We start from the raw sequence: 26,739 nt of genomic DNA, 5'->3' as shown, positions 1-26,739 counted from the left end.
CGTGCGACGATGGCGCTGCGCGAGGAGTCTTCGGGAGGGTCAGTGCTCAGCAAGGAGCAGTACCTGGGTGCGGTCGCAGAGCGTATCCAGCGCAGCGGCGGCAGGCTGAACACCGTCCAGATCGGCCCGAGCGCGGCCGTCGTGGGCCTGTTCACCGAGTCCGTGATGATGTCGACGATGAACTACTGCGTGGTCGCCGCCGCGATCCCGGAGGTCACCGCGCCCGCGTTGTACGACTTCACCAGGCTGGCGACACAGCACGCGCGCGCGAACGTGATGGGCACGGTCGGCTGGACGGCCGCTTCGGTGGTCATCGCCGGGCTGATCGGCGACCGCGTGTACCCGGACGCCGCGCAGGCCGCGTCGGCGAAGTCCGGCAACCAGTTCGGCGGCGAGACGCGCATGGTGGCCGTCGACGTTTCGGCGGCGCAGATGTACGCGTTCGTCGGCGGGAAGCTTTGGGGCGCGGCGGTGCAGGGATCGGTGAACGCGAAGCTGACGTTCTGTTTCCCGCAGCCCGCCGAGGTCTATCAGCAGGTGCAGTGGGCGCAGTCGCAGGGCCAGCAGCCGCCCATGCCGCCGGGGCCGCCTCAGCCGCCGCCGGGTCAGCAGCAGCCGCCGCCCGGCTGGCAGCCGCAGCAGCCACCGCCGCCGCAGTACCCGGTCGGGCCGCCGCCCGCGCAGGGTCCGCCGCCCGGTCAGCATCCGCCGCACTATCCGCCGCCCGCGCCCGGCTATCCGCCGCAGCGCCCGCCGGGGTACTGATGAACCGCACGTTGCGCGGCTGGCCGTCGTTCCCCGAGGAACTTCCGGAGTTCGACACCGAGGCCGCACCGGCGACCCCGCGCGAGCTTTTCCTGGAATGGCTCGAAGAAGCGGGCGAACACGTACTTGCGCCGCACGCGGTCACTCTGTCCACAGTGGACGCCGAGGGTGTACCGGACGCGCGGGTGGTGATCCTCAAGGACGTCGACGGGGACACCTGGGCGGTCGCGACGAGCTCCGAAAGCCCGAAAGGTGTTCAGCTGGCGAAGAATCCGTTCGCCGCACTGACCTTCTTCTGGCCGGGACGAGGCCGTCAGGTGCGCCTGCGCGGCCCGGTCTCGCCCGCCGACCCCGAGGTGTCCGCCGCCGATTTCACCGCCAGGCCACCGGCTTCCCAGGTGGAGGCGTTCATCGGCAGGCAGTCCCAGGTGCTCGAAGACCCGGCCGATCTCGACCGCGCGGCCGCGGAAGCCGAGCGCTGGGTCGCCGGGAATCCCGGTGTGGCACCGGAAACCTGGACCCGCTACCTGGTGACGCCGTCGGAAGTGGAGTTCTGGCAGGCGAGCCACGACCGGCGGCACAAGCGGCTCCGCTACCGGCGCGAGGACGGAAGCTGGCGCAAAGAGCGCCTCTGGCCGTAAACGGTAACTGGGAACGACGATCGTCGGGTTGTCGTGGACGATTCACCTCGGCGACGGTGAAGGCCACCTTGTCCCCAGATCGTTCGGAGGCGAAATGTCCACACGCCGTCGCATCGGGGGCGCCTTGGCCGCCACCGGGCTCGCCCTGCTGGCCGTCACGACGCCCGTCGCGAGCGCCCAGACCGGCGACCCGGCGAGAGGGCTGTACTCGGTCGAAGGCGCGTCCACACCGGACAAACGCACCGCGGTCGCCCGTACCGGCGTCGACGTCGCGGGTTCGCGCGGCGGCGCGCTGACCGTCGTCGCCACGCCGGGACAGGCCGCGGCCCTGCGCGCCAACGGCTTCGGCCTGAAGCAGCTCGGCGACTTCGACAGCATGCTGAAACAGCGGAGCGCCCGTGCGGGCACCGCGGCGGTCGCCGGCGACTTCCCGCCGGGCGACGAGGCATACCACACCTACGCCGAAACGACCGCTGAGCTGCAGAAGGCCGCGAAGGACCACGGCGACATCGCGACGCTGTCCAGCATCGGCAAGTCCCACGAGGGCCGTGAGCTGAACCTGCTGAAGATCAGCGACAACGCGGGCACGGACGAGAACGAGCCCGAGGTCCTGTTCACCTGCAACCAGCACGCGCGCGAACACCTCACCACCGAGATGTGCCTGCGGATCGTGCAGCGGTTCACCAGCGGCTACGCGACCGACGCGGCCATCAAGAAGATGGTCGACGAGCACGAGATCTACGTGATCCCGAACGTCAACCCGGACGGCTCCGAGTACGACATCACCGGTGGCGAGTACCAGGGCTGGCGCAAGACGCGGAAGCCCGTGCCGGGCAGCAGCGCGATCGGCACCGACCCGAACCGCAACTGGGACTACAAGTGGAACTGCTGCGGCGGTTCGAGCAACAGCCCGTCCGCCGAGGACTACCACGGCCCGTCGGCGTTCTCCGAGCCCGAGACCAAGGCGGTCGCGGACTTCGTCGACTCCCGCGTGGTCGGTGGCGCGCAGCAGATCAAGACGCACATCGACTTCCACACCTTCTCGGAACTGGTGCTCTGGCCGTACGGCTACACGAAGGCCGACACCGACACGGGCCTGAACGAAGAGGAAGCGAAGCGTTTCGCCGACGTCGGCAAGCAGATGGCCGCCACCAACGGCTACACGCCGGAGCAGTCCAGCGATCTGTACGTCACCGACGGCGACGTCAACGACTGGGCTTGGGGCAAGCACAAGATCCTCAGCTACACCTTCGAGATGTACCCGAAGGACGGCGGGATCGACGGCTTCTACCCGCCGGCTTCGGTGATCCCGGAGCAGACCGCCCGCAACGACAAGGCGGTCGACATCCTGATCAACGAGGCGAAAGCCTGAGATCGGCCACTCGCGACGCCCGGCTCTTCGGCGAATCCAAGCTGAAGCTCCGGGCGTCGCCCAGTTGGTCACGGACGAATTCCCCGGTCCGCGCGATCGTCTCGCGCAGCGCGGCGTCCTCGTCGCCGAAGAACCTGTGGACGATCTTGCCCGTTTCCGTGTCGAACTCCCACAGGCCGGCGATGCGGCCCCGGTCGACGATGACGTGACTCGGCGGGTCCGCCTGCCCGCCCAGCGTCTCCCCCGCCCGGCCTCCGGGTACCGGCCGTTCGACGTCGGCGTCGGCGAGCAGCCGCGACATCTCACGGTGCAGCAGGTGGATGCCGTCGATCCCGGCGAGCAGCGCGTACGACGGCTCGGACGGCACGGTGAACGCGGCGAACTCGTCGGCGATCTCCTTGGGCAGCAAGAGATCGGTGCCGTCGAGCGACACTAGTTCCAGCTGTTCCGCGATCTTCTTCGCACTGGCCGCGGTGAAACCGGAGAACCAGCGGAAATGCTTCAGCGACGCCGGGGCGGCCCACGAGAAGTACCGCCGGGCGAGTTCGGTCCGCGCGGTGTCCATATCGGACAGTGCGCCGCGCGGGGACGGCGTCCAGCGAACGTAGCCGTAGCGCTGCTGGTCCAGCCGTCCGGTGACGGGGACCCGCCGGATGTCGCCGCGGGCCTGGAGCAGACCGAGCGCGAGCGGCAACGTCGTGGTGGTCCCGCGTTTGCGGCCCGCCTCCCCGAGATTGCGCACCGCCGGTCCGGCGGCCTCCTTGATCGCGGCCGGAGAGAGCGGTTCGCCGTCGAGCAGATCGGCGACGGTGACGCACAGTTGCTCGATCTCGGCCTGCGTGACGCCGAGGTATTTCTCCGCGGCCGCGAGTTCGCCGGCGGGCGCCGCGGCGCCGACCGTCAGGCCGAGTTCGAAATCCGCCGACGGCAGGACGTAGGTGCAGCCACGTGCCGAAGGCAGTTCGTGGATGGCGAGCCGCGCGACGTCCGCGTCGACCGTCTCGCGATCGAGGCGGGCTCTGGCGAACAGCCCGAGATAGGGCGCCGATCCGCCGACCGAGCGCATCCAGCCGGTCCGCTCCAGCACCGCGGCCGCCGACGACCCGTGCAGCGTTCCGTCGAGCCCCTGCCGATGTGCCCACCACGCGCGCAGCTTGTCGGTCGCCATGACTCCACGTTAGGCGGCACCCCGCGGCCTGGCACGATGACGGCATGCTGGTCGAACTGGCCATCGGCGACGCGTACGGAGGCTCCTTCGAGCACGCGTACCCGGGCTTCGTGGCCGAGCACAACACGCTGGCCGGTTACGTGGCGCAGCCCGGTGCCCAGGCGGGTCGCTACACCGACGACACGCAGATGACGATCGCGATCGCCGAAGTGCTCGTGTCGGGACAGCGATGGACGCCGCTGCTGCTCGCCGAGCAGTTCGTGCGGGCCTACCACCGCGATCCGCACGACGGCTACGCGCCGCGCTTCCATCAGCTGCTCAGCGAGGTCCGCGACGGCGAAGAGCTGCTACGGCGGCTTCACCCGCAGAGCGACAAGAGCGGGGCGGCCATGCGCGCCGGGCCGATCGGGCTCCTGCCGACCGTCGACGACGTCCTCTACCACGCGAAACTGCAGGCCAGGATCACCCACGACACCCCGGCCGGGATCGCCGCGGCGCAGGCCGCCGCGCTGGCCGTCCACTATTGCCACCATCGGGTGGGTCCGCTCACCGAGGTCGCGAGGTGGATCGACGGGATCCTTCCGGAGGACGTCGGGCACGGCGGCTGGGCGTCGCCGTGGTCGGGCAAGGTCGGGCCGCAAGGCTGGATGAGCGTGCGCGCCGCGCTGACCGTGTTGACCGGCGGCGGAGGACTCGCCCGGATGCTCCACGCCGCCGTCGCGCTCACCGGCGACGTCGACACCGTCGCGACGATCGCGCTCGCCGCCGCGTCACGCTCGCCCGAGGTGGCACAGGATCTGCCGCCGTCGCTGTGGCGCGACCTCGAGAACGGCGAGTTCGGCCGCGACTATCTGGCCGGCCTCGACGAGCGGCTCCTGCACATCTGACGTAGACGGGCTCCACGGAACGCGGACGCGCCCGGCAGCCGGTTTCGGCAGACTGAGCGGGTGAAGTGGCTGATCAGGAGCGGGGCCGTCGCCGCTTGGCTCGCGGTGAGCGCGCTGCTCGTCGTCGGCACGGCGAATCTCGAACCCGGCCTCGGGGAACGCCCGGTCGACGCGTTCGGCTTCGCCGTCGTCGCGCTCGCTTGTCTCGCGCTCGCCGCCGCGTGGCGGCTCCCGGTGGCCGCGGCCGGGACGGAAGCGTTTGCGCTGCTGCTCTACCTGGGGTTCGGCTATCCCGACGGTCCGGTGTTGTTCGCCGGTCTCGTGCCGCTGTTCGCGCTCGGAACCCTTCGACCGCGGCGGCTCGCGTACGCCGTCGCGGGCGGTATGGCGGTGATAGTCGTCGGCGCGAACTTGGCCACCGGCGGGGCGGGCGTCCTCGATCTGGTCTTCGTCGGCTGGGCAGGCTTCGCGGTCTTCGCGGCCGACGCGCTCCGAGCGCGGCGTGAGCGGGCCGCGGCCGCCGAACGGGCGGAACGCGATCGCGTCCTCGGCGAGCGGCTGCGCATCGCCCAGGATCTGCACGACAGCGTCGGCCACGCGATGGCGGTCATCAACGTCCAGTCGGGGATGGCCGAGCACGTGATCGACGATCACCCGGAAGTGGCGAAGGAAGCGCTCGGTGTCGTCCGCACGGTCAGCGGCACGATCCTGGACGAACTGAACGCGATGGTGCGGCTGCTGCGTGAGGACTCGGCCCCGCTCCGGCCGGCGCCGGGCGTGGCGGACATTCCCGCGCTGGTCGCGTCGGCGAACCAGGCGGGCCTGGCCGTCACGCTGGACCTCGACGCTCCCGGTATCGGGCAGCCGGTCGGCGGCGCGGTGTACCGGATCCTCCAGGAATCCCTGACGAACGCCGCGAAACACGGTGCGCCGTCCGCCGAGGTGACGGTGCGGGCCGACGAGAACGGCGTGCGGCTCGACGTGTTCAACGAGGTCCACGCGTCTGGTCCGGATGTTCCCGGCGCGGGGATCACGGGAATGGGTGAACGCGCCAGGGCGACCGGCGGCACACTGAGCGCGGGCCGTGAGGACGGGAGGTTCCGGGTGAGCGCGCGATGGCCGTGATCAGGGTGGTGCTCGCCGACGACCAGCTGCTCGTGCGGTCCGGATTCGCGGCGCTGCTCCGGGCGGAAGCCGGGATCACCGTGGTGGGGGAAGCGGACGACGGCGAGACGGCCGTCGCCGTCGTCGCGGAGACCGTGCCCGACGTCGTGCTGATGGACATCCGGATGCCGGGGACGGACGGGCTGGAGGCCACCCGCCGGATCATGGCGGACGAACGGCTTTCCGGTGTCCGCGTCCTCATGCTGACGACGTTCGACCTCGACGAATACGTCTTCGACGCGCTGCGCGCCGGAGCGAGCGGCTTCCTGCTCAAGCACACCAGGCCCGCCGATCTGATCCAGGCGGTCCGCGTCGTGGCGGCGGGAGACGCGCTCCTCTCCCCGAGCGTGACCAGGCGCCTGATCGCGGAATTCACCGCCCGGCCGTCACCGGCGCTGCCCCGTGCCGACGGCTCGGCGTTCACCGAACGAGAGCACGAAGTCGTCCTTCGCGTCGCGCAAGGGATGTCGAACGAGGAGATCGCGCGCGAGTTCGTGATCAGCGCGGCGACCGTGCGGACCCACGTAAGCCGGGCGATGACCAAGGTCCACGCCCGCGACCGGGCCCAGCTCGTGGTCTTCGCCTACCAGAGCGGGATGGTGCGCGCCTGACGTAGCCGCGGATCCCCACACCGGCACGACGACGCGACCCGGGCCAGGGAGCGACGCTTTCGCCATGAAATTCATCGCGAAAGCCGCTCTGCTCACCACGCTCCTTTCCCTGACCGGGATCACGACGGCGACCGCCGCGGAAAGACCGGCCCGCTGCGCCGAACAACGCTTCGCGGTCCAGGTGCACGGCGAACGCCAGACGATCGCCGGCGAATTCTGTGTCCGGGGGAAGCTCACCCCGCGCACGCCGGTGCAGGTCCTGTTGCACGGCGGGACCTACGACCGCGACTACTGGGACTGGCCCTACCAGCCGCGTCGTTATTCCTATGTGGACAGTGCGACCCGCGCGGGTTACGCGACGCTCAACCTCGACAGGCTCGGGTACGGCCGCAGCAGCCGCCCGGATCCGGAAACCCTCGACTTCGAAGCCGGCGGTGAGGCCGTCCACCAGGTCGTCCGGCAGCTGCGTCCGCGGTTCCGCACGATCGTCCTCAATGGACATTCCATGGGCGGACTGGTCGCGGAACGGGCCGCCGGACGGGGCGGTGTCGACGCCGTGATCGTCAGTGGCATCCCCCGGGACCGGCCCGGCGCACGGACCGAGGCCGCGTCGCCGTTCCACCCGGCCGAACTGGACCCGAAGTTCGCCGGAAAGCCTTGGGCCCGCGGCTATTTCACGACAGTCCCCGGCACTCGCGCGCGGACCTTCCACCACCCCGGCACGTACGACCCGGCGATCATTCCCGTCGAAGAAGCCCTCAAGGACACGCTGGCGTCGGCCGAACTCCGCTCGGTGGGGCCCGGCGCGGCGAACCGAGCGGCGCCGAAGGTGCCGACGGCGTACGTACTCGGCGAACACGACACCCTGGTCTGCGGAAGCGGCGACTGCGGCGCCGACGAGATCGTGCGGGGCAGCGGTCATTCGATCAACACCAGCCTCGCCGCGCAGGCCTTCTACCGGTGGACCTTCACCTGGCTTGCTCGAAACACACGGTGAACGCGCACGATGCCTGTCACCGGCCCGGCGGCGGATGATCTCCGTCGCCGGGCCGGCATGCACGCCGTACTACCAGGAAGGCCGGTATCGCAGGCCTTGCTCGTAGTACTGATCGTCGGATTCGGCCGGCTCGGGCACCTCGTCCTCGGCGGGCCCCGCGGGTTCTTCCGAACGGTCCTTGAGCACCACGTTGTCGGCGCCCGCCGCCGGACGGCGAGACACCGGCGCCGATGGCGTGACGGTTTCCCCTTCCTGCTGGAGCGAAGGGGTGAAGCCGAGCCGCCAGCGGAGCCTGTCGGAGATGTAGCCGGCGTTACCGATCGGCGCCATCAGTTCCGCACTGCGTTTCGCGGAACCTTGCTGCGCCTCCTGGTAGGTCCGCATGACGGTGTCCGCGATCTCGGCGGGCGACATCCGCGATACGGCTTCGCTCACCCTGAGCCGCGTCATCACGCCGTCGGTGTTGACCGAAACGGAAACGGCACCGTCCGGCGAGGACGCGTCCACCGACAGGGCGGCCAGCGCCTCGAGCATCGCTTGCCGGTCGGCTGGTGGCTTCTTGGCCGCTGGTTTGTCAGCCACGATCCTCCGTCAATCGGTCGGCAGCGGGGAAAGTTCCATCGGCGGTTCCTGGAACTTGCCGTCGTTCGAGATGTCGACGTTCTTGTCCCGGACCCGCTTTTCCGTTCCCTTGTCGGTGTTCTCCGTTTCGAAGTTGCCGGGGTCGAACGTCTCGCCCGGGCTGACGTCCGGCGGTTCGGGGATGATCGGCAGGTTGTTGATCTCGGTGTGGATCTTCGAGATCAGCGACTCCGCCGCGCGGAACATGGCTTCACGGAGGTTGACCACACCGTCGTGGAAGCTGTTGTAGATCATTTCGGGGCTGTCCCCGACGATCGCGGCGTTCTCGGAGATCAGGGTCGAGAGCCCGGCACCGGCAGCCGCACCGGCGACCTGGACCCCGTTCGCGGTGGTGAAGAACGTCGCCGCGGTGAGGGCGGCTCCGGCGGGCGGCACGGCCGCGACGAGCAAAGCCGCGACAGCACCGGCGAAACCCGCCGCCAACGCCTTCGTCAAGGCGGATTCGTCTTGGCGTTCCTGATCGTCCCGATACTTTTCCGCCGCGGTCAGGAAAGCGGCGGCGAGATTGCTCAGGTCGGCGCGCGCGGTCGCGATGGCGTCCCGCGCGGCCACGATGTCGGCTTCCAGCACCGTGAGTTTGGTGCCCACGCGGGAATAGGTGTTCACGAGACCCTGGATGTAACTCTTGGCGGTCTCGGCGCCTTCACCACGCCACTTGAGCAGCAGGACCAAGGACCGGTCGAGCGGCGCTTTCGTGTCCTGGAAAGCGTTCCAGAGGCCTTCGTAGGCCTCGATCATGGTCTGCAGGCTGTTCTCGCCGACGAGTTCCGCCTCGGAGAACTCGATGAAGAAGTCGCGGACCTGTTCCTTCAGGCCGCCGCTCAAATCGACGTCGCTGCCGAAGAACGGCGGGTAGAGGAGGTCCAATGCCGTGTAGGCCTTTTCCGCCCCCGCGGTGAGGTCGTGGGAGATGCCCTCGAGGAGTTTGCTGTGGTCGCCGAATCCGGAGTCGTTCTCCTCGTCCAGCGCGTTGAAGTACCCGTCCACGCCGCTACCCCTGGTTCCCATACGCAGCGCGGTTCACTCGCTGCTTGTTGTCCTCGTCCACCGATTCGTAAAGTTCGGCGACCCGTTCCAGGGCACGGGAGGCGTCCTGCGTGCTGCGGTGCAGTTTCGCGAGCATCTTCTCGACGGCCTGGCGGTGTTCCTCGTACGCCGCCGAAACCCCGCGCATGCCCAGGGTCTTCCCGAACGCGGTGTCGGGCGCGAAAAGGCTGGGGAGAAGGGCTCCCGTGACCGGGTCGGGCGCGGGCACGTCCTGCCCTCGCACGCCGGTATGGGCGGTACCGACTATGTCCGCGGCCTTCTGCAGTTCCTTGCTCGACAACCTGAGATCGTCGAGGTCGGTTTCGAAACTGACCATGTTCACCTCGCTGTCCGGATTCCACCCCCATGTAAGCAGCGTTGACTTGGCTGGGCGCGAGACTTTGTCATCCGCGTACGGTGACGAACGTCACCACTCAGACGCAGACCCAGCAATAGAGGCGAACACCCCTGGTCGTGGCCGTGTGGGCGAGTTCGGCGAGGCCGGTCAGCATGGTGGCCAAGTCGGCGGGGTCGGCCTGACCGCCGAACTCCTCGGTCCGGGACCAGGGCTCGGCCACCTCGTTCAGGCGCGCCTCGTCGGCATCGGACAACGCGGCGGTCAGCCCGCCGGTCAGCGCGACGACCAGGCGCGCGCCACCGTCGGCCATGGCGACAGGTTCGATGGCGCGGCCGATGACGGTCTCGTAGTCGACACCGGTGAGCAGGGACTCCAGCGTGCCCAATTGCACGAACGGGTCCACGCCTTTGAGCGCGACGGTCGGGAAGGACGCCTCGTCCGGGCCGCCGACGAGGTCGATCGTGGTGGCCGCGGCGTCGTCGTCCGGCGCGGCGAAGTAGTCGAAGAGCACACCCATGCGCGCATTCTGCCCGGAAACGAAAAGACCACCCGGAGTACGGGTGGCCTTCGTGGATCCCAGTGTGGAGCTGAGGGGAATCGAACCCCTGACCCCCGCCTTGCAAAGGCGGTGCTCTACCAATTGAGCTACAGCCCCGGGTCGCAGGCGATCATGATAACCGCCCGCGCCGAAATCAGTTGTTGCGGGACGCGTCCGCGGCCTTGGCCGGAGCGCTTCCGTTCGTGGAAGCGGATCCCAGGGGGCGCTCGGTGGGAGCGGTGGCCTCACGCCAGAGGTCGGCCTCGGCCTTGGCTGCCTTGTTGCGCTTGATCACGAACAGCACGCCGCCCGCGATGACCGCGAGTGCCAACAGCTTCTTCATCAGAAGCCCCCTCTTTCCGCCGAGTTGCTCCGCTTACCCACCGATGCTACTGCACGCCGTTCTCCGGACGCCCGCTGCCCGACGTTCCACGTGGAACCGAAGACCCTGCCGGGAAGAGAAGGCCGGCAGGGTCCACCAGTCTCAACACGGGCACGCCACGGAACACTCCTGTGGCACGCATGACCTCGGCCACCTCGCGCTACCGGAAGGCTGGACCGGCTGGGACATCACACCCGAGCAGGAGGTACGCGTTTCCGAACTGCTCTTCGAGTTCCTGGCCGAACGAGAAGCAGCCGGGTAGCGAAAAAGCCGACCCGCGAGAATCGCGAACCGGCTTTCGGAGTGGGCCCACCAGGACTTGAACCTGGGACCTCTTCGTTATCAGGTCAGATCTGACGTTTGTTGACCTTTAAACCACTCCGGTGACCTGCGTTCCGAACGTCCGCCGACGTCCGCAGACATCCCCTGGTCGCCACCCCGATTGTCGCCCAGTTCGTCACCCAGTCGGCCCGGCTGGCCAAGTGTTACGTACCGGCAAGGTCACGCCGAATGTCTCCGTGCGGGATCACTTAGAGCCAAACTCCGATACAACGACGTGACGGGCCGGGCGGGCGGGCCTAAGCTCTCGCAGCTAGCCGCAAGATTCGAGGAGGCGAAGGTGGCGAACCGAGACGATGAGCATCTGCTAGGGCGCTTCTGGCTCGCCGGGCATCCCGAGTCAGTACTACCCGGATGGCTCGACCTTTCCGGCTCTAGCCCAAAGATCATCTTGGCTGGGCAGTTGACCGCCCCTGTGGAGTGGACTGAGACGCCTCACGGGGAGCTCCAAGGCGTGCCACCACCTGAGTTTTCTGATACGCGGTTTACCGTCCATGGTCGCCTTAGCGCGGGGAATCGTCCTGACGTGACTCTGCTGGACGCCGACGCCTACGCCCAGAACTTGCAGATGTTCGGCGACCTTTCGGCCAGCTCTGAGAACGGTACACAAGTGTTCGAAGGCTACTGGCTCATCCGGGGTGCCCATCTCAACCCAGGTGAACCGATCCTCAAGGCGATGGTCCGGTTCACCTATATCGACGAGTGGGCCTCCCGCACGGGGCTGACAAAGTACAAGAACGATATGTTCCAGGACACCGCACCAGTCGAGCTGTCATATCGAGAACCCGAGGCGCAAGAGGCTTCGATACCAGGGCGGCCAGGATCAATCCGGCTTACACATAAGCGGCAGATAACCTCGCCAACGGCAACCGGCATGGAAATTCGCCACGAAGCGTGGCTATGGATCGACGCCGAAGCACCTACGCTCGACGCGCTATACAACGAATTTATCGCTCCGGTTTTGAATTTGGCATCGGTAATGATGGACAGGTCGTGCAAAGTGACACGACTTCAGGTAGCGACCGATGGATCGAAATACTACGACCGAGTACACCACTCGATCATTCGCGACGACCATACAACAAAGCCGATCAAACCCGAGTACTCATACCTGCGACTACCTGACATTTCCCTATCGAACGTAGCCAATGCGATCGCGTCGTTCTCGACGATCGATCCAGTGCCCACGATCTTAGCTGGCTCGCTTGAACGTAACCCTGGCCGCTTCCTAGAGACTGACTTGATGGAACTGGCAGCTTGCGCGGAAGGCCTCGACCGTCGCATGCACGCAGACGACGAGACAATTTTCGGGCCTGAAACAATCTCGCAGATTCGGCGCATTGCCGCGGATTCGGTCAGATGCCAACTACCCGGCCCGCTAGGCGACCACGCAGCAGACCAAGTAAGAGAGAAACTCAAGTACTTCGAGCCGAGCTACAAGGAACGGTTGCTTCGCTTGGTCGACTACATCCAAGAGAGCGCCCCTGCCGCGGCCGGCGTCGCCACTGAGTGGGCAAAAAGCCTGGTTGATGCACGAAATCACTCCGCCCACTTACTCCCCGAATCACGAACAACATGGGAAACCAAGGTCGCCCTACTTGATTCATTGAAGTGGATCCTTGGCGTAGCCATACTAAAGCGCGCAGGCATCGGAGATGATGTAATCAAGAAGGGCTTGAAGCGACACCAGGGGTACGCGTTCTTTATCCGAAAGGCACGCCACTACGCGTCTAACATTTACAAGAAGCAGTAGTGGGGATGACAACGAGCTTCGCCTCTTGGATTAGCGCAATGAGTCCACAAGTACAAGGCGCCATTATCTCAGCCATCGCCGCCGCCGTAGGCATCATTGGAACCACCGTTGTGGGACTCGCCGGGTTTAAGCATGCGCGCAAGATTGCAGAAAGCAACCTTTCTGGACAGAGACAGAGAAGCGTCGACGACCGACGATTTTCGGTTTACGAAGACGCCGTTAAATATCTTTTGAAGCTTACCAAGCACAGACCAGAGAACTATTACTTCTGGCCCGAAGTGAGCGATCGCCCAGCTCAACCTGAACTAGATGAAGGCGAAGCGTTGGACATGGATGCTCGAATAGCAACTTGGGCGTCTGACGAGATCAGCGCTCTCTGGAAAGAGATGCGAGAAGGCGACGACTTGGTCGATATTGGTCGACAACAGCTAGCATTACGATACGCTCGCCCAGATATCGTCTCACCTGATTCTACTGAGCCTGACGAGATAACCCGAGTCACAAATCTGGTCAATGGCAACACTCATACCGCGCATAAGCTCCGGCAAACGGTAGTCGAGGCTATTCGCAAAGAGTTGGTCGGCTAGCGCGTTGTTCCCCCGGCGGCTAGCTGCTTTATTGCAGGTCAACGACGCCGTAGTGTGCGGCAAGGCGAGCAAATTCGGCACCACGACGCCGAGAGGCCCGGTCGACGAGACTTCGCATCGTCGACTTGCCCAGCGGTTGGTACCGCACCCAGTCCGGAGCAAGGTCCCTTGCCTCGGCGAGGTAGCGGAGTGCATCCGGGTAGTGCCTCACCTCGACGGATGCGGCGGCCAACCTCAACCGGTGGCCTGCCTCCCAGAACGCTGGCACCTCCCCACGTGTCGACGGCATCGATTCGGCGAGCCGCAATGCCTTGTCGGGGTCTCCGGCGCGGGCAGCGTGGTCGACCTGCTGCAGAGCGGCCACACGCGGTCCGAAGATTGCTGCCTCGGTAGCGCTGTCGCCGCGCGAGCGCATGGCCGCCGCTTGTGCCTCGGCAAGCAGGTCATCGGCGCGACCCAGCCGCCCGGCAGACAAAGCCGCGGATGCGGCATTGAACAACAGGTTGCCGAACACGCCTGCTCGCGCGGGATCTCGGTCGAGCATCGCGGGTTGTACCTGCTCAGCTGCTCTGACAGCAACCCTCTCGGCCTCGTCGAGCCGCCCTTGCCGGACCAACGTCCAAGCGAGGTAGCGAAGCGATATCGCTGTCTCCAGGTCCGGTGAATCGGACTGCCGAGCAGCGTCCAGAGCTCTCTCGGCCGACGTCCAAGCGAGGTCATCGAATCCGACTCGACCAGCCATTCCAGCACCGAGCCGGTACGCCGTCGACAACGCGCGGTGCGCGGCAGCCTGTTCGTCTCCGCTAGTTGAGCGGACGAGCCGACGCGCGTCGGCAAGGACAACAGGCAGTGCGTGGAGGAGTTCGACGTGGCGACCATCGACATACGCGCGCCATGCCTCGTGTGCGGCGCGGTCAAGCTCTTCGATCTGGACTACCTCGTGAGCCTCAGCGAAGTCGTCCAGGCCGGGCACGTGCTCCCCGGCGGTGATCGCATGGCGCAACGTCACGACGTCGATATCGCTCGGCGCAGTAACGAGTTGACCAAGCAGGCGTTCTTCCGAAACACCGAGTGCTTTGGCCAATCTCGCCAACGTCACGGGCCGCGTGGTCTTGCGCGAGCCCTGCTCAATCCTCGCGACGGTGTCCACTCCCACCCCGGCCGCGTAGGCGAGTTCATGCTGTGACATGTTTCGCGCCTTGCGGAACCGAGCAAGATTCTCGGGGAGCTTGCTTCCGGTCGTCATGGCCCCTCCAAAGCAGACAGCGCCTTGACCAGGCTATCCGCTGGTCAGCGGGTTTCCGTCGTTGCACAACACCAGTTCACCTGTCCGAGCCGCTTCGAGGGCAACGGCAAGTCGCCGACCGAGAGTCGGCTTCAACCTCTGCGCGACCTCGTCGAGCTTGCAGAGACAGGCCCGGACGATCTCGGGATCGGTGAGCACGAGGTCTTGCACCTCTTGCTCAGTGATCAGTCCGCCGTCGAAAACGAACGCAACACCCTCTGGCATGCGCCCGTCGTCGGCCACGTGGTCGATCACGAGCAGTTGACCGAGTGGTCTGTCCAGGCCGATCTCTTCGCGAACCTCACGTACCGCTGTTGTCCAAGGGGCCTCCCCCGAGTCGACCGCTCCACCTGGGATTTCCAAGTGCGGCTTGTACGACGGCTCGACCAGGAGTACTCGGTCAGCGTCGTCACGGAACAGCACTCCAGCGGACATGCGCTTCCGGTCAAGCGAGCGCACATAGTCGTCGAACGGGAGGAGATCCACGTGGAAAGGCTACCCGGCCCTGTCCTCGGCAGGTTCTGTGCTCAAGAGGCATAGGTACGCACCAAGCACGGGGCGAAAACCGTGATCAACGCCCTGTTTTCGCACGTCAGATCACTCGAATATCGAAGTATGACGACAGTGAGCACCCACCCCACGTGGGTGACGTCAACAACGTCGATGGCAGATCACGCCGTCACGGACGACGCGATGGCGGCCGGCATTGCCACGCTCGAACCCAGGCCCCTGCGAGGTGAAAGCAACCCATGAGGCAAGAAGTATCGACAGCGCGAACCAGGGAACTCGGCCACGAGCTTCGACGGGTCCGCAAACGCGCCGGGTACTCCGGAACAGAAATGGCGCGGATGTTGGGTTGGGGCCTTCCTAAAGTCTCCCGGCTGGAGAGCGGTCAACGCGAGGTACTCCCGACGGAGATCACGGATTACCTTGCTCGCGCCCGAGCGACGCCCGAGGAACTCGCGGAGCTCGTAGCGCTGGCAAGCGGGGCTCACAATCACAGGCTGCAATTTCACGCCGCAGGGCAACCCGACGCCCTTCGCACCCTCACCTTGCTGGAAGCGCGCTGTACGTCGATCACGACGTACTGCCCGGACCTTGTTCCCGTTCTGCTCCAGACTGACGCCTACATTCAGGCTGTCCTCCGACGGTACGGCCACACCACGGGTCCCGAGTTCGACGCGGCCGTCGCTGCCCGGGTCAAGCGCCAAAAGGCCGTATTCACCCGGCACTCACGCCCCGCCCTCACCATCTATGTTCACGAAGACGCTCTCTGCACGACGCTCGACGACCCGACGGTCATGTACGAGCAACTGCTCCATCTCCAGCTCTCGTCGGAGCTGCCACACTGCCGTATCCGTGTCTTACCAGCTAGCAACGGCACCTTCGACAGCCGCCACGACTTCACGATCTTCAGGCACGAAGTCGATCAACCCGTGCTCCACGTCGACGCCCTCACCGCCAGCCTCTTCCTGGAGGATGACACCGAGATCGCCTTCTATCAGGAGTTCCTGAACCAGGTCGATGCCGCCGCGCTTGATCGCCACCAGTCCAGGGAGTGGCTCGTCAACCGAATGCGGGAGTTCGAACAGGTCACGCATGGCTCTGCCCCCTCTTGGCCGACTGACTCCCGGTTGGTGCACCAATCCCGATAGGTGCACCAACCGGGTTCCACTCTGCTGTCACGCTCAGGCAGCGGCGCCACGTGCCCAGCCCTTAGCCTGGACTGAGACACCCGACAGGAGTCTGATGACAACGACCACGCCGTTCACGCCGGAACGGGCACGAACCGTGCTCGACGAGGCATGCAACAACGCTTACGTGGACTCGTCGAAAGCGGTCTCGATTCGCTTTGGCGAGAACGCCCTCTACAGCCTTGCTGACAACTCACTGATCGGCCGTGTCGGGCGGTCAGTACCGGCCGCCATTAAGGAGGTCAAGGTTGCCAAATGGCTCAATGACCACGGGTTTCCCGCTGCCAAATTGGCGACCGGGATGTACGACCAACCAGTAGTCGAAGACGGTTTGCCCGTCACGTTCTGGGAGTTCATCACGGAACGAGGAGAGCAGCCGACGGCTGCTGAATTCGGCAAGATTCTGCACGACCTCCATGCATTGCCCTCCCCGGATTTCGACCTGCCCGAGTTCTCCCCCATGCCAAAGTTCGAGGCACGGATCAACCATCTTGACGGGCAACTCCCCGAGTCAGACCTGACGTTCTTGCGAAGCCGCTACGAGAAAATATCGGCAGAGTTTGAAGATCTCGAATTCGAGCTGCCACCGGGACCGATCCATGGCGACGCCCATCCTGGCAACGTCATGCGCTCGACGGATGGCAACCTGTACCTGATCGATTTCGAGGACTTCGCATACGGACCGCGAGAGTGGGACGCCGCAGTGCTTTCCGTTCGGCATCAGGCGTTTGGGTGGGCATCGGATGCCGAGTACCGGAGCTACGCCGACGCCTACGGATTCGATCCGATCGACTGGCCAGGCTTCCCAGTTATCCGAGCAGCGCGCGAACTGAACATGACGATGTGGCTTGCCCAGAAGATGGATGAGTCGCAGGAAGTCGAAGCGGAGGTCTACAAGCGACTGTCTGACCTACGCGACGATCAGGCGCCTCGAAGCTGGCGAGTTTTCTGACGGCAGGTGCTCGCTGGAGAACTCCAGAAACTCGCGAACCAAGGGATCATCGGCGTGGGCGCCTAGTCTCAACTGGAAGTCATCCAGGTAAGAAATCACCCGGAGAGACTTCAGGCTCGCAGCAGTCTCGACGACTGCTCGCGCCACGCGAAGCGCTTCGTCCAGGTTGCCGCCTTGCAGGTGCGACGTAGCAAGCACAGTCCGGCAGAACGACAAACTACGCACGTACGTTGATTCCGATGCCTCGATCGATGCGGCCGCGTGATGGTTGGCCAACTCGGCATTACCAATGTCGCGGAAGCAGTGCGCGAATTCGGCGTGCAGCTCAGCCGCATCGAAGTAATGAATCCACTCAGGATCATTCTCGCGGCTTCCTTGGCCGTGCCATCGCTCTGCCGTGAGCAAGGCCGCGGTCGTGTCTTCCTCCCTGCCCATGGACGCTAGCGCCCTTGCCTCCATGGCATGGAAGAGCGCCATCGTCGTCGGGGTGGCATGGCCGTTCGCGCCCTTGTAGGCAGCACGAGCCAAGTCGACCGCACGCTGAAAATGGCCGAGAAAATTCGCTTGATGAGACATTCCCGCGAGAATTCGGCCACACAGCGGCTTATCCCCCGCTGCTTTCGCCAGTCGGAAAGCCTGAGTCAGGTACCGCTGAGCGAGTCCGTGAGCTCCCGTGTCGTAAGCCGTCCATCCGGCGAGCCGGGTCAACGCTGCGACCTCGCGGAAGTACTCGCGCCCGACGGGGTCATGCGGCGACACGTGCGGGATGTTCGGCAAGACCTCTTGGTCCAGGAACGACGCGACAAGGGATTTCGGCCGGCCGCCGCCGTACTTGTAGTCGAAGCCGCTGAACATCGTGGTTGCTTCGCGGACGGCTTCGACGTCCACGACCGTGATCGAGCGCGGTTCGGACGGCGGTCGCGATCGATCGGTGTCGGAGTCGGTGAGCCATCGCACGACGAGTCCGCTCCATGCCTCCGGCACGACGGAAAGCGGTCCGACACGCTTCGGCGTCCTCAACTCAAGCTCGGTGATCGCGCCGAGCGCGACCACGCTGTGAGCGACCTCTTCGGGGTACTCAAGACCGACGTCGTCGCTATCGGTCGGTGAGCTTTCCGCGTAGCCGATCTCAGTCAGTCTCACCGGCCGCCCAAGCAGCTCGCCGAGGACAGCAGCGATCAACTGGCACGTGCGGGGGTGTGGGGTGGTGCCGTCGAGCCAGCGCTTCACGGAGACATGATCAGAGCTGATCGGCTCCCCGCCGTCGATCTGGCTGCGCTCGCGCAGCCGACGTGCGAACCCCTTGTTAGTCGCCCCCGCTTGCCGCATCACCCCTGCTAGGAGCGTGTTCGGCGGCTTCCCCTTCTCGACCACGAGTACCTCCATGGTCATTAAAGCACCCCCCGTGCACCCCCCGAGTGCACATTTGCACCCCCGCAAACACACTGCTGCACCCCCACCATCGACCGGTTTCCTAGCTACATCAGCGACGCAGAGCCACAAGGGCAGCGTCGCTAAAGCGAAAGGGAACGACGATGGCGAAGAGCAACTTCCCGGTCATGAAGAGTGGTAGCGGCATCCTGCCGAAGGTTGTCGGCCTGATCATCCTGTTGGCGATCGGCGTCATGGTCATCAAGCACCCGGCCGACTCGGCAGGCTGGGTCACGGACGCGGTGCACGGAATCGGGGCCGTGATCGACGGCGTCGTGAGCTTCCTTCGCGCGCTGTCGAGCTAGCTCGGCCCTAACCGACGCTCGACCTCGGCGAGACGACGACGGATGTCCGCGATGGCCTGCCAGACCCGCTCATCCGAGTCAGTTGTTCGGTTCGCGGTCTCGCCTTCGGTTGGCTGGGTTCGCACGAAGGACCCCTTGCCATGGCGGGTGACCACGAGGCCCTCATCCCGTAGGAGCGCGACAGCGCTCTTCGCAGTGTTCGGGGCGACCCCCCAGACGTCGGCAAGGTCCTGATAGGTCGGCAACTGAGCGCCGGGGCTGTACTCCCCCGACGCGATGGCAGCCCTCAAGCCGCCAGCCACTTGCAGGTACGGCGCACGCGGGTCGTCCGGGTCCAGGGATGTCATGCCTCAAGGGTAGGCCAAGCAACTCAGTTAAGTCAGTTCCTGCAAGTCTGTTGACAGAGTTGATAGACAGGATTTACGTTGAGACGCGTTCGACACGAACCCACTCCCAACCGGGAGCACCTAAACCGACTTGGAGTTCAACACCATGGAAGAGCTCGTCTCTGCTCTCAGCTACGCACCCGACGGCCTGTACGAAGCGGACATCGACGCGATGATCGCCGAGTACTTCGTGACGGCTCACGACCAGGAAGTCACGCAGGTCGGACCGCCTTCGGTCTCGGACCGCGTTGCCACGCATCGGCACGTCCGGCGCCTCAGCCGCCAGACGGTCAGCTCGACACTCCGAGCGCGGCCGGACAGTTCGGCCGCTTGATTTCGCCCCGATCCGGCGCACGGAACCGCCAAGAACCACCCGCCGGACCGGGATCTCCCAACCACCTCAAAGCCAGTCAGGAGATACCAATGGTAGGGCTCAACCTGCCCACGAACACCGGAAGCGTCTATCCACCTTCGGTCTCTGAGCTTCTCCCGCGAGTCCGCGAAAGGATCGCGGAACTGGGTGAGACCCCGTCCCGGAACCGGATCATGGCCGAGTTCAAGGTGGGTGCGCCTAAGGCTCGCGCCATCCTCGAAGCGATCGCCAAGGACGACGAAGCGGAGCCCGTCCGGCCGCTGCATGCGGTGCCGGAACCCACCACTGCAACCGAGTCCGAGCCGGATGACACCGTGCCGGACCCGAACGAGGTGACGTTGGGTGAATCGCGTCAGGATGAGCCGAAAGCGCAGGTCACGGACGTCGCAGACCCAGGCACTAGGGCGAAGGCTCGGCCCGTGAAACTCTGGCCCGTCCTCTTGCTGGCAATGCCGGCATTCGTGGCGGTGTGGAGCGGGTGGGTCGGACTCGGTCGGCTCACCGGGTTCGGGCCGATCCAGCTCTTGCCGGGTATCTGGGATGACCTGACGATCAACTCGGCTATCACTCTGCCGATCGGGGTTGAGGCGTACTCGGCATTCGCCCTGCGAGTCTGGCTGTCAGGTTCGCCGCACACAGACCGAGCGCGCAGGTTCGCGAAGTGGTCCGCGCTGAGCTCGCTCGCGCTCGGCATGGTCGGCCAAGTCGCCTACCACCTGATGTCCGCCGCATCCGTCACACATGCGCCATGGCCGGTTACCACGCTCGTGTCCTGTCTGCCCGTGGTCGTGCTCGGCAGTGGCGCCGCGCTCGCACACCTGGTCCGCGACACCACCGAACTGGAGGTGAGGAACTGATGACCACCACCTCTGACGAGATCCGCGGTGACGAGTCTCCGGGCGGCCGCGTGATCGCCTTCCCAACCGGCACGGCCGACCTCGTCCCGACAGTCGACGCCGAGACGACCGACGAATCGGCCGAGCCGACACCGAAGGCGCACGTCGACACACCCGCCACTGACGGCTCGTCGTGGCTGGACCGTTTGCGGTCGCAGGATCGGCTTCCGGTCATTCCCAGCTACCTCAAGTCGGCGACCGACGCCAAGGACGCGGCGAAGTGGGTCGGCAAGCACTACACGCACAAAGCGGGCTACCACCTCGCGCGTTCACCTCTGTACGCGCTCAAGCTGGCAGTGCGGTCGCCGCGTGGACTGCTGCTGTTGCTCGCGGCGACCGGCCGCTACGTGACTGACGCGGAAGGCCGTCCGGCTCGCTCCGAAACCGCGACTGCTGACAAGGCTGATCTGTACCTGAAGCTGTCACAGCAGCGAGACCGCCGTGTCGTGCTTCGGCTCATTCAGCTTGGTCTCGTGTCGACGCTCGGCCTCGTCCTGGTCCTCGTCCTGCCGAACGTGATGCCGGGGTGGGTGATCTGGGCGTGCGGCATGGTCGCGATCGGTCTGCTCGGCAAGCTCGGGACCACAAAGGACAACCCTGTGGTTTCCTCTCGCGCGGTGATGTCCGGTCAGGTACAGAAGCTCACCAGCGACAACGTGATCCAGGCGCTCTCTGTACTCGGCATTGCGGGTATCAACCAGGCACTTGCCAAGAATCCCAACGCGATCGGCTTTACGGCGCCGATCACCCGCGACGGTCCGGGTTGGCGTGCCGACGTCGACTTGCCGCCCGGCGTCACGGTCGCCGAAGTGATCGAGCGTCGCGCGAAGCTCGCGTCTGGTCTCGGCCGTCCGCTCGGCTGTGTCTGGCCGGAGGGCAACGCGGAGGTTCATCCCGGCCGCATGGTGCTTTGGGTCGGCGATCAGGACTTGTCCAAGTCCCGTCAGGCTGCCTGGCCGCTACGGAAGCCGGGCACCGTGGACTTGTTCAAGCCTCAGCCGTTCGGCACGGACCAGCGCGGCCGGTGGGTCGACGTCACCCTGATGTTCATCTCCATGGTCATCGGCGCCATTCCGCGCATGGGCAAGACGTTCACCCTGCGCGAGCTGCTGCTGATCGCCGCGTTGGACCCGCGCGCCGAGCTGCATTCGTACGACCTCAAGGGCACGGGCGACCTTTCGCCGCTCGCGCCTGTCTCACACCGGTATCGGGCTGGCGACGAACCGGAAGACCTTGCCTACGCGGTCGCCGACCTTCGGGCGCTGAGCACTGAGCTCCGACGGCGCGCGAAGGTCATCCGGGAACTGCCGAAGGATCTGTGTCCGGAGAACAAGGTCACGCCGGAGCTCGCCAGCAAGAAGTCCCTTGGCTTGCACCCGATCGTGATCGGCGTCGACGAGTGTCAGAAGTGGTTCGAGCACCCGGACCATGGTGCGGAGATCGAGGAGATTTGCACCGACCTCGTGAAGCGTGGTCCTGCTCTCGGCATCGTCATCATCCTCGCCACCCAGCGGCCGGACGCGAAGAGCATCCCGACCGCGATCAGCGACAACGCCGTCATGAGGTTCTGCCTCAAGGTCACCGGGCAGCAGGCGAATGACATGGTGCTCGGCACGTCGTCCTATCGGAACGGCATCCGAGCGACGACGCTTTCCTTCCGGGACAAGGGAATCGGGTATCTGGCCGGTGAGGGAGACGAACCACGCATCACGCGGGGTGTCTACATCGACGGTCCGGACGCCGAGAAGATTTCAGCGCGAGCTCGCGCGGCACGACTGGCGGCCGGACGGCTCACCGGTTACGCCGCTGGGCTGGACATGACGCCTGCTGAGGATGAGGGCACCGACACGTTGCTTGCCGACGTGCTCACCGCGATCGGCGACGCGGACAAAGCGTGGTCCGAATCCATCGTCGATCGGCTCGCCGAACTCCGGCCTGCCGTCTACGGCCCATGGGCCGAGTTGTCGTCCGGCTCAGCGAAGGCGACTCAGCTTTCCACCGCGCTCAAGCCTCTGGGGATCGCCACCAAGCAGGTTTGGAGCAACGACCCGAACACGGGCAAGGGCGCGAACCGCATGGGCGTCAAGCGCGATTGGATCGCCGACGCGCTCACCGAACGTGAGCGAAGCCGCAAGAACGGCTAGCTAGCGGAGGGCTCTAGGTCTAGAGCCTGCTGCCTCTAGACCTAGAGCCCTCCCTAGACCTTCAAAACATCCCTGATCAGCGCCCTAGGACCTAGAGGCGTAGGCCGAACGCGGCCAAAACAGCCCAGGAGACCACTGTGAACACCCCCAACAGCCTGACTCTGCTGCTCTTCCTCTTCTTCACCTTCGTCACTCTCGGTTACGGCTGGTCGTGCGCCGTCTTCCCGTACAAGGCGTGCCGGTCATGCCGGGGCGTGGGCTTCTTTCGCTCGCCGGTTTTCCGGGCGATCAGGCTTTGCCGCCGCTGCGACGGCACCGGCCGGACGCTCCGCGCCGGACGTCGCGCTTACAACGCCTACCTCCGCGCTCGTCGCTCGTTCCAGGACACCCGAGAGCGCAACCGTCGCAACGACGACCACTGACCTCCTCTCCCACTCGTTCGGAAGGCGCCTCCTATGAAAACCGCTCTGATCGACCCCGAGCGTCAGTTTCTCGGCTGTGTCATGCAGCTCCCCACCACTCCGGCAAGGCGGCTGCTCGCGGGCATGCGGGCCGACGATTTCGGCTCACCGGTCGCCGCCCACGTACTTCAGCTCTCGATCGAATTGGTAGCCGCCGACCAGACGGCTACGCCGCTCGCCCTGATGGACCGCGCTCGGGAAAGGAACGACATCTACCCGCAGACGTCCCCGGCTCCCCGGTCGGGCGCCGCTAACCGCCTTCAAGCCCTTGGCCTCTGGATCGCCGACACCTACAGCGACGGACCGATTTTGCCCCCGTCGTACTACGGGTCCTGGCTGAAAGCCTTGGTGCTCAAGGGCGCGTACCGTCGCGCCGTTCTGGCACACGCGGTCCGCCTGGAGCAGGCCGTAGCTCAGGAGACGTCGACCGGCTACCTCCGCGATCAGCTCGACGACACCGAGCACCTCGACGACCTGTGGAGGCGGTACCAAGAGGCCGACGGCTCACTTCCTCGTCTGGAGGTGGCTGCCTGATGGCCGCGATTGTCGACGCCGTGTCCGCGATCGATGCCTTGATCACCGACGAACCGGCGCCCAGTTGCCTCCAGTGCGGTCGTCCGCGTGGCGACTCCCCGTCAGACGACTTCTGCACGGAGAACTGTCAGCGCGTCTGGCGAGCACGCAAGACAGCCGACGAGTCCGCCGAAGATGGGGGCGCTCAGCCGAATCAGGCACTCCCCGAGTCCGCGCCAGTCGAGCCGCTCACGTGGCTTGGCCCGCCGCCCGCCGGAGCCTTCGTCAAGGACGGTCACGAGGTCCTCGATTCGGTCGTGTCGTTCGTGTTGCGCTTCTCCGCGTTCCCGAACGAGCACACCGCGCCCATGTTGGCGTTGTGGTACGCGCACACCCACATCGCGGACAAGCTCTACGTCACGCCAAGGCTCATCCTCGATTCCGCGGAACCGGGCAGCGGCAAGACGCGCGTGCTGGAGGTGGGGCAGTACCTCGTCGCCAAGCCGGAGATGACGATCAGCATCACCCCGGCCGCCATTTTCCGGATGCTTGTCGAAGGCCCGATGACGCTGCTCTTCGACGAGATTGACGCCGTTTTCAACCCGAAGACGGGCGGCAACAACGAGGATCTCCGGGCGCTGCTCAACGCCGGGTACAAGCGCTCGGCGACCGTGACGCGATGCGTTGGCGATGCCAAGAGCATGAACGTCACGCGCTTTCCGGTCTACGCACCGGTCGCGCTGGCTGGGATCGCCGGAGGGATGCCCGACACCATCACCACGCGTTCGATCACGGTGCATATGCGCAAGCGCCGTTTTGACGAGGTCGTCGAAGAGTTCATCGAAGAGGACGTCGAGCGGGAGTCAGCTCCCGTTCGCGGTGAGCTGGAAGCTTGGATGAGCCGGGTCGGCGACGAGGTCAGCCGAGCGCGCCCGGAACGACCGGACGGCGTTCGGGATCGAGCGGCGGAAATCTGGCGGCCGCTGCTCGCCATCGCGGACGCGGCCGGTGGGCACTGGCCGGAGACCGCCCGGAAGGCATGCCGGCATTTCGTCCTGGAGAACGGACCGCAGACGGTTTCGCTCGGCGTGCGCCTGCTCGCCGACATCCGGCAGGTCTTCGGTGCTCAGAGGGTCGACCGCATGGTCACGGCCGAGCTGATTCGCGAGCTGCACGACATCGAAGACGGCCCGTGGACGGATCTCCAGGGCAAGCCACTGGATAGCCGGAGGCTGGCTAAGGAGCTTGAGCGGTATCTCGTCAGGCCGAAAGACCTCAAGGTCAACGGCAAGACGCTCAAGGGCTACCGCATCGACGGCGACGCAGGGCTTGCCGACGCGTGGAGCCGCTACCTGCCGCCGCTCGAATCGGGCGCGACCTCCGCGACTCCCGCAACCTCGCAGGTCAACGGGACATCGCTCCCCGACTCGCCGCCGCTGTTCTCCGCGACCTCCGCAACCGGGTCGCCTTCGGAGGTCGCGGACGGTCGCGGCACCAACGCAACCGCCGCGCCGGGTCTGACCTGCACGGTTGCCCCGGTCGCGGAGGTCGCGGCAGAAAACACGCCCATGTCGAACGCCAAGGGGGAGGCATAGATGAACGCAGTGCCCATGCCGGTCGCAGTGCCTGAGCGGCACCTCTACCGGATCACGGAAGCGATGCGCCTGCTCTCGATGAGCCGATCGGTCATCTATGAGCAGTTGCGCGCGGGGCGTCTGCGCTCCGTCAAGCAGGGGCGTGCCCGGCTTGTTCCGGCAGTCGCCATTCAGGAATACGTCCAGTTGCTCATGAACGAAGCGGGGGTCAGCTATGGCGAAACGGCGTAGTCGCGGAGACGGCGGACTTCACTGGGACGAGGGTCGCCAACGGTGGATCGCCACGGTGACCATCGGCTACACCCCGGCAGGTAAGCGGATCACGCGGAAGGCGAGCGGCAAGACCAAGACCGAGGCACAGCAGAAGCTGAAGGCGTTGGTTCGGGACCTTGACGACGGCTTGCCCTCCGAAGACCGCGCCTACAAGGTGGCTCAGGCCGTCCGGGACTTCCTGGAGTTCGGCTTGCCTCGACGGTCCGAATCGACGGTCGAGAAGCTGACGATCCTCGCTGAGGGACACGTGATTCCCGACCTTGGGGCGCGGAAGCTCGGCGAGCTGAGCGCGGACGACGTCGACAAGTGGCTCGCAGCGAAGGCGAAGATCCTCTCGACGCGGACTCTTCGGGACCTGCATTCGATCCTTCGGCGGGCAGTGGCACGAGCCCAGAAGCGGGACAAGGTGCGGCGGAACGTCGTCCTGCTCTGCGAGATCCCCGAGGGGAAGGAAGGGAGGCCGTCGAAGTCGCTCACGTTCGAGCAGGCTCACGCACTTCTCAAGGCCGCCGAGCGGACGCAGCTACGCGCCTACATCACGTTGTCCCTGCTGATCGGCGCGCGGACCGAAGAGTTACGACCGCTCACGTGGACTCATGCTGACCTTGTCGGCAAGCCGGATGCGACAACGCCGATTCCGCCTCACATCATGGTTTGGCGTTCCGTGCGGGTGGGTGGCGACACGAAGACCAGGAAGTCACGCCGCTCGCTTGCGCTGCCTCAGCGGTGCGTCGAAGCCCTACGGGCCCAGTATGCGAAGCAGGACTTCGCGCGACGTGTCGCGGGTGATCGATGGCAGGAGAACAACTTGGTGTTCGCGTCGGACGTCGGTACGGAGCTGGATGCGGCGAACGTCCGGCGCGGGTTCAGGAAGGTCTGCGCCAAAGCAGGGCTCAACCCGAATGAGTGGACGCCGAGAGAGCTTCGTCACAGCTTCGCGTCGCTGCTCTCCGACAGCGGGATGCCGATTGAGCAGATCTCTCAACTCATGGGCCACAACGGGACGGCGGTGACTGAGTTGGTCTATCGCCATCAGCTACGGCCGATCATTCAGGAGGGCGCGAAAGCCATGGATGAGATCTTCTCGACGGCCTGAGGTGACCTGGCCTCGCTGCTGGGCCCAGGCAACGACGCCTGGGCCCAGCAGTATTCACTCGACGTGACAACAGTCACAGTTGAAGATGGTCGGGTGACAGCCGCC

30 protein-coding genes and 1 tRNA gene are annotated in these 26,739 nt (G+C 65.6%); 20 read left to right on the top strand and 11 right to left on the bottom strand.

The window, feature by feature from the left end:
* Positions 1-42: 42 nt before the first annotated feature.
* The 3 genes from ACZ1DY_RS00210 to ACZ1DY_RS00200 all read left to right on the top strand — a co-directional run bounded on the left by ACZ1DY_RS00210 (position 43) and on the right by ACZ1DY_RS00200 (position 2,778).
* Entirely contained in the window at positions 43-765 is a 723-nt protein-coding gene (locus tag ACZ1DY_RS00210; RefSeq protein ID WP_465483260.1) for a hypothetical protein, read from the top strand.
* Positions 765-1,406, top strand: a complete 642-nt coding sequence (locus tag ACZ1DY_RS00205; protein WP_465483259.1) for a pyridoxine/pyridoxamine 5'-phosphate oxidase — start codon at positions 765-767, stop codon at positions 1,404-1,406. The genes ACZ1DY_RS00210 and ACZ1DY_RS00205 overlap by 1 nt, the downstream gene beginning before the upstream one ends.
* 94 nt (positions 1,407-1,500) lie before the next feature.
* On the top strand, positions 1,501-2,778 hold the full coding sequence (locus ACZ1DY_RS00200) for a M14 family metallopeptidase (protein WP_465483258.1): 1,278 nt from the start codon (positions 1,501-1,503) through the stop codon (positions 2,776-2,778).
* Here the strand turns inward: ACZ1DY_RS00200 and ACZ1DY_RS00195 are convergent.
* Positions 2,759-3,946: a DNA glycosylase AlkZ-like family protein gene (locus ACZ1DY_RS00195; protein WP_465483257.1), complete on the bottom strand. Its 1,188-nt coding sequence runs from the start codon at positions 3,944-3,946 to the stop codon at positions 2,759-2,761. The two genes, ACZ1DY_RS00200 and ACZ1DY_RS00195, sit on opposite strands and share 20 nt — an antisense overlap.
* 44 nt (positions 3,947-3,990) lie before the next feature.
* On the opposite strand from ACZ1DY_RS00195, the gene ACZ1DY_RS00190 reads away from it, so the two are divergent.
* From ACZ1DY_RS00190 to ACZ1DY_RS00175, 4 genes are all read left to right on the top strand, one after another.
* A complete protein-coding gene (locus tag ACZ1DY_RS00190) occupies positions 3,991-4,833 on the top strand; it encodes an ADP-ribosylglycohydrolase family protein (protein ID WP_257483552.1) in 843 nt (280 codons plus the stop codon).
* 60 nt (positions 4,834-4,893) lie between these two features.
* Positions 4,894-5,958: a sensor histidine kinase gene (locus ACZ1DY_RS00185; RefSeq protein WP_465483256.1), complete on the top strand. Its 1,065-nt coding sequence runs from the start codon at positions 4,894-4,896 to the stop codon at positions 5,956-5,958.
* Positions 5,949-6,608 carry a response regulator gene (locus ACZ1DY_RS00180; RefSeq protein ID WP_126734770.1) on the top strand — a complete coding sequence of 220 codons (660 nt, stop codon included), beginning with the start codon at positions 5,949-5,951 and terminating at the stop codon, positions 6,606-6,608. Before ACZ1DY_RS00185 ends, ACZ1DY_RS00180 begins: the two co-directional genes overlap by 10 nt.
* Positions 6,609-6,672: 64 nt before the next feature.
* Complete coding sequence (locus ACZ1DY_RS00175; protein ID WP_465483255.1) at positions 6,673-7,605, top strand: alpha/beta fold hydrolase; 933 nt, start codon at positions 6,673-6,675, stop codon at positions 7,603-7,605.
* 69 nt (positions 7,606-7,674) lie between these two features.
* Here the strand turns inward: ACZ1DY_RS00175 and ACZ1DY_RS00170 are convergent, their stop codons facing one another.
* The 6 genes from ACZ1DY_RS00170 to ACZ1DY_RS00145 form a co-directional block, all read right to left on the bottom strand.
* A complete protein-coding gene (locus tag ACZ1DY_RS00170) occupies positions 7,675-8,187 on the bottom strand; it encodes a YbaB/EbfC family nucleoid-associated protein (protein ID WP_257483549.1) in 513 nt (170 codons plus the stop codon).
* Positions 8,188-8,196: 9 nt separating this feature from the next.
* Positions 8,197-9,234, bottom strand: a complete 1,038-nt coding sequence (locus ACZ1DY_RS00165; protein WP_465483254.1) for a hypothetical protein — start codon at positions 9,232-9,234, stop codon at positions 8,197-8,199.
* A gap of 4 nt (positions 9,235-9,238) precedes the next feature.
* Positions 9,239-9,610, bottom strand: coding sequence for a hypothetical protein (locus ACZ1DY_RS00160; protein ID WP_126734767.1), 372 nt, complete (start codon positions 9,608-9,610; stop codon positions 9,239-9,241).
* 97 nt (positions 9,611-9,707) lie between these two features.
* Positions 9,708-10,148: a hypothetical protein gene (locus ACZ1DY_RS00155; RefSeq protein WP_465483253.1), complete on the bottom strand. Its 441-nt coding sequence runs from the start codon at positions 10,146-10,148 to the stop codon at positions 9,708-9,710.
* Positions 10,149-10,213: 65 nt separating this feature from the next.
* A tRNA-Ala gene (locus ACZ1DY_RS00150) sits at positions 10,214-10,286 on the bottom strand.
* 37 nt (positions 10,287-10,323) lie between these two features.
* Positions 10,324-10,512 (bottom strand): DLW-39 family protein, encoded by a 189-nt coding sequence (locus tag ACZ1DY_RS00145; protein WP_034321928.1) that lies wholly within the window; start codon positions 10,510-10,512, stop codon positions 10,324-10,326.
* Positions 10,513-11,107: 595 nt separating this feature from the next.
* Here ACZ1DY_RS00145 and ACZ1DY_RS00140 point away from each other — a divergent pair.
* Both ACZ1DY_RS00140 and ACZ1DY_RS00135 read left to right on the top strand, forming a co-directional pair.
* On the top strand, positions 11,108-12,643 hold the full coding sequence (locus ACZ1DY_RS00140) for an ApeA N-terminal domain 1-containing protein (RefSeq protein WP_465483252.1): 1,536 nt from the start codon (positions 11,108-11,110) through the stop codon (positions 12,641-12,643).
* Between the two features lie 5 nt (positions 12,644-12,648).
* Positions 12,649-13,230, top strand: a complete 582-nt coding sequence (locus ACZ1DY_RS00135; protein ID WP_465483251.1) for a hypothetical protein — start codon at positions 12,649-12,651, stop codon at positions 13,228-13,230.
* A gap of 28 nt (positions 13,231-13,258) precedes the next feature.
* Here the strand turns inward: ACZ1DY_RS00135 and ACZ1DY_RS00130 are convergent, their stop codons facing one another.
* Positions 13,259-14,476, bottom strand: a complete 1,218-nt coding sequence (locus tag ACZ1DY_RS00130) for a helix-turn-helix domain-containing protein (RefSeq protein ID WP_465483250.1) — start codon at positions 14,474-14,476, stop codon at positions 13,259-13,261.
* A gap of 33 nt (positions 14,477-14,509) precedes the next feature.
* Positions 14,510-15,001 carry an NUDIX hydrolase gene (locus ACZ1DY_RS00125; protein WP_350574219.1) on the bottom strand — a complete coding sequence of 164 codons (492 nt, stop codon included), beginning with the start codon at positions 14,999-15,001 and terminating at the stop codon, positions 14,510-14,512.
* 263 nt (positions 15,002-15,264) lie between these two features.
* On the opposite strand from ACZ1DY_RS00125, the gene ACZ1DY_RS00120 reads away from it, so the two are divergent.
* Positions 15,265-16,170: a helix-turn-helix domain-containing protein gene (locus ACZ1DY_RS00120; RefSeq protein ID WP_465483249.1), complete on the top strand. Its 906-nt coding sequence runs from the start codon at positions 15,265-15,267 to the stop codon at positions 16,168-16,170.
* Positions 16,171-16,264: 94 nt separating this feature from the next.
* Complete coding sequence (locus ACZ1DY_RS00115; RefSeq protein WP_465483248.1) at positions 16,265-17,161, top strand: phosphotransferase family protein; 897 nt, start codon at positions 16,265-16,267, stop codon at positions 17,159-17,161.
* Here ACZ1DY_RS00115 and ACZ1DY_RS00110 read toward each other — a convergent pair.
* Positions 17,120-18,535, bottom strand: coding sequence for a hypothetical protein (locus tag ACZ1DY_RS00110; RefSeq protein WP_465483247.1), 1,416 nt, complete (start codon positions 18,533-18,535; stop codon positions 17,120-17,122). The two genes, ACZ1DY_RS00115 and ACZ1DY_RS00110, sit on opposite strands and share 42 nt — an antisense overlap.
* 161 nt (positions 18,536-18,696) lie before the next feature.
* On the opposite strand from ACZ1DY_RS00110, the gene ACZ1DY_RS00105 reads away from it, so the two are divergent.
* Entirely contained in the window at positions 18,697-18,897 is a 201-nt protein-coding gene (locus tag ACZ1DY_RS00105) for a hypothetical protein (protein ID WP_465483246.1), read from the top strand.
* Here ACZ1DY_RS00105 and ACZ1DY_RS00100 read toward each other — a convergent pair.
* Positions 18,894-19,244, bottom strand: coding sequence for a GntR family transcriptional regulator (locus ACZ1DY_RS00100; RefSeq protein ID WP_465483245.1), 351 nt, complete (start codon positions 19,242-19,244; stop codon positions 18,894-18,896). The two genes, ACZ1DY_RS00105 and ACZ1DY_RS00100, sit on opposite strands and share 4 nt — an antisense overlap.
* Positions 19,245-19,389: 145 nt before the next feature.
* On the opposite strand from ACZ1DY_RS00100, the gene ACZ1DY_RS00095 reads away from it, so the two are divergent.
* The 8 genes from ACZ1DY_RS00095 to ACZ1DY_RS00060 all read left to right on the top strand — a co-directional run bounded on the left by ACZ1DY_RS00095 (position 19,390) and on the right by ACZ1DY_RS00060 (position 26,634).
* A complete protein-coding gene (locus ACZ1DY_RS00095) occupies positions 19,390-19,617 on the top strand; it encodes a hypothetical protein (protein WP_350574231.1) in 228 nt (75 codons plus the stop codon).
* Positions 19,618-19,829: 212 nt separating this feature from the next.
* Complete coding sequence (locus ACZ1DY_RS00090; RefSeq protein ID WP_465483244.1) at positions 19,830-20,513, top strand: ABC transporter permease; 684 nt, start codon at positions 19,830-19,832, stop codon at positions 20,511-20,513.
* 362 nt (positions 20,514-20,875) lie between these two features.
* Positions 20,876-22,696: a cell division protein FtsK gene (locus ACZ1DY_RS00085; protein WP_465483243.1), complete on the top strand. Its 1,821-nt coding sequence runs from the start codon at positions 20,876-20,878 to the stop codon at positions 22,694-22,696.
* Between the two features lie 137 nt (positions 22,697-22,833).
* Positions 22,834-23,118: a hypothetical protein gene (locus tag ACZ1DY_RS00080; protein ID WP_465483242.1), complete on the top strand. Its 285-nt coding sequence runs from the start codon at positions 22,834-22,836 to the stop codon at positions 23,116-23,118.
* Between the two features lie 33 nt (positions 23,119-23,151).
* On the top strand, positions 23,152-23,691 hold the full coding sequence (locus ACZ1DY_RS00075) for a hypothetical protein (RefSeq protein WP_350574238.1): 540 nt from the start codon (positions 23,152-23,154) through the stop codon (positions 23,689-23,691).
* Entirely contained in the window at positions 23,691-25,265 is a 1,575-nt protein-coding gene (locus ACZ1DY_RS00070; protein ID WP_465483241.1) for a DUF3631 domain-containing protein, read from the top strand. Before ACZ1DY_RS00075 ends, ACZ1DY_RS00070 begins: the two co-directional genes overlap by 1 nt.
* The gene (locus ACZ1DY_RS00065) at positions 25,266-25,496 is read left to right on the top strand and encodes a helix-turn-helix domain-containing protein (protein WP_350574242.1); all 231 of its coding nucleotides are present in this window, start codon (positions 25,266-25,268) and stop codon (positions 25,494-25,496) included.
* A 55-nt stretch (positions 25,497-25,551) separates the two neighbouring features.
* Positions 25,552-26,634 carry a site-specific integrase gene (locus ACZ1DY_RS00060; protein ID WP_465483240.1) on the top strand — a complete coding sequence of 361 codons (1,083 nt, stop codon included), beginning with the start codon at positions 25,552-25,554 and terminating at the stop codon, positions 26,632-26,634.
* The last annotated feature ends 105 nt before the right edge of the window (positions 26,635-26,739 follow it).

This window comes from Amycolatopsis sp. PSD-21, from assembly GCF_055561455.1.
This window is presented reverse-complemented; position numbering and strand designations above follow the sequence as displayed.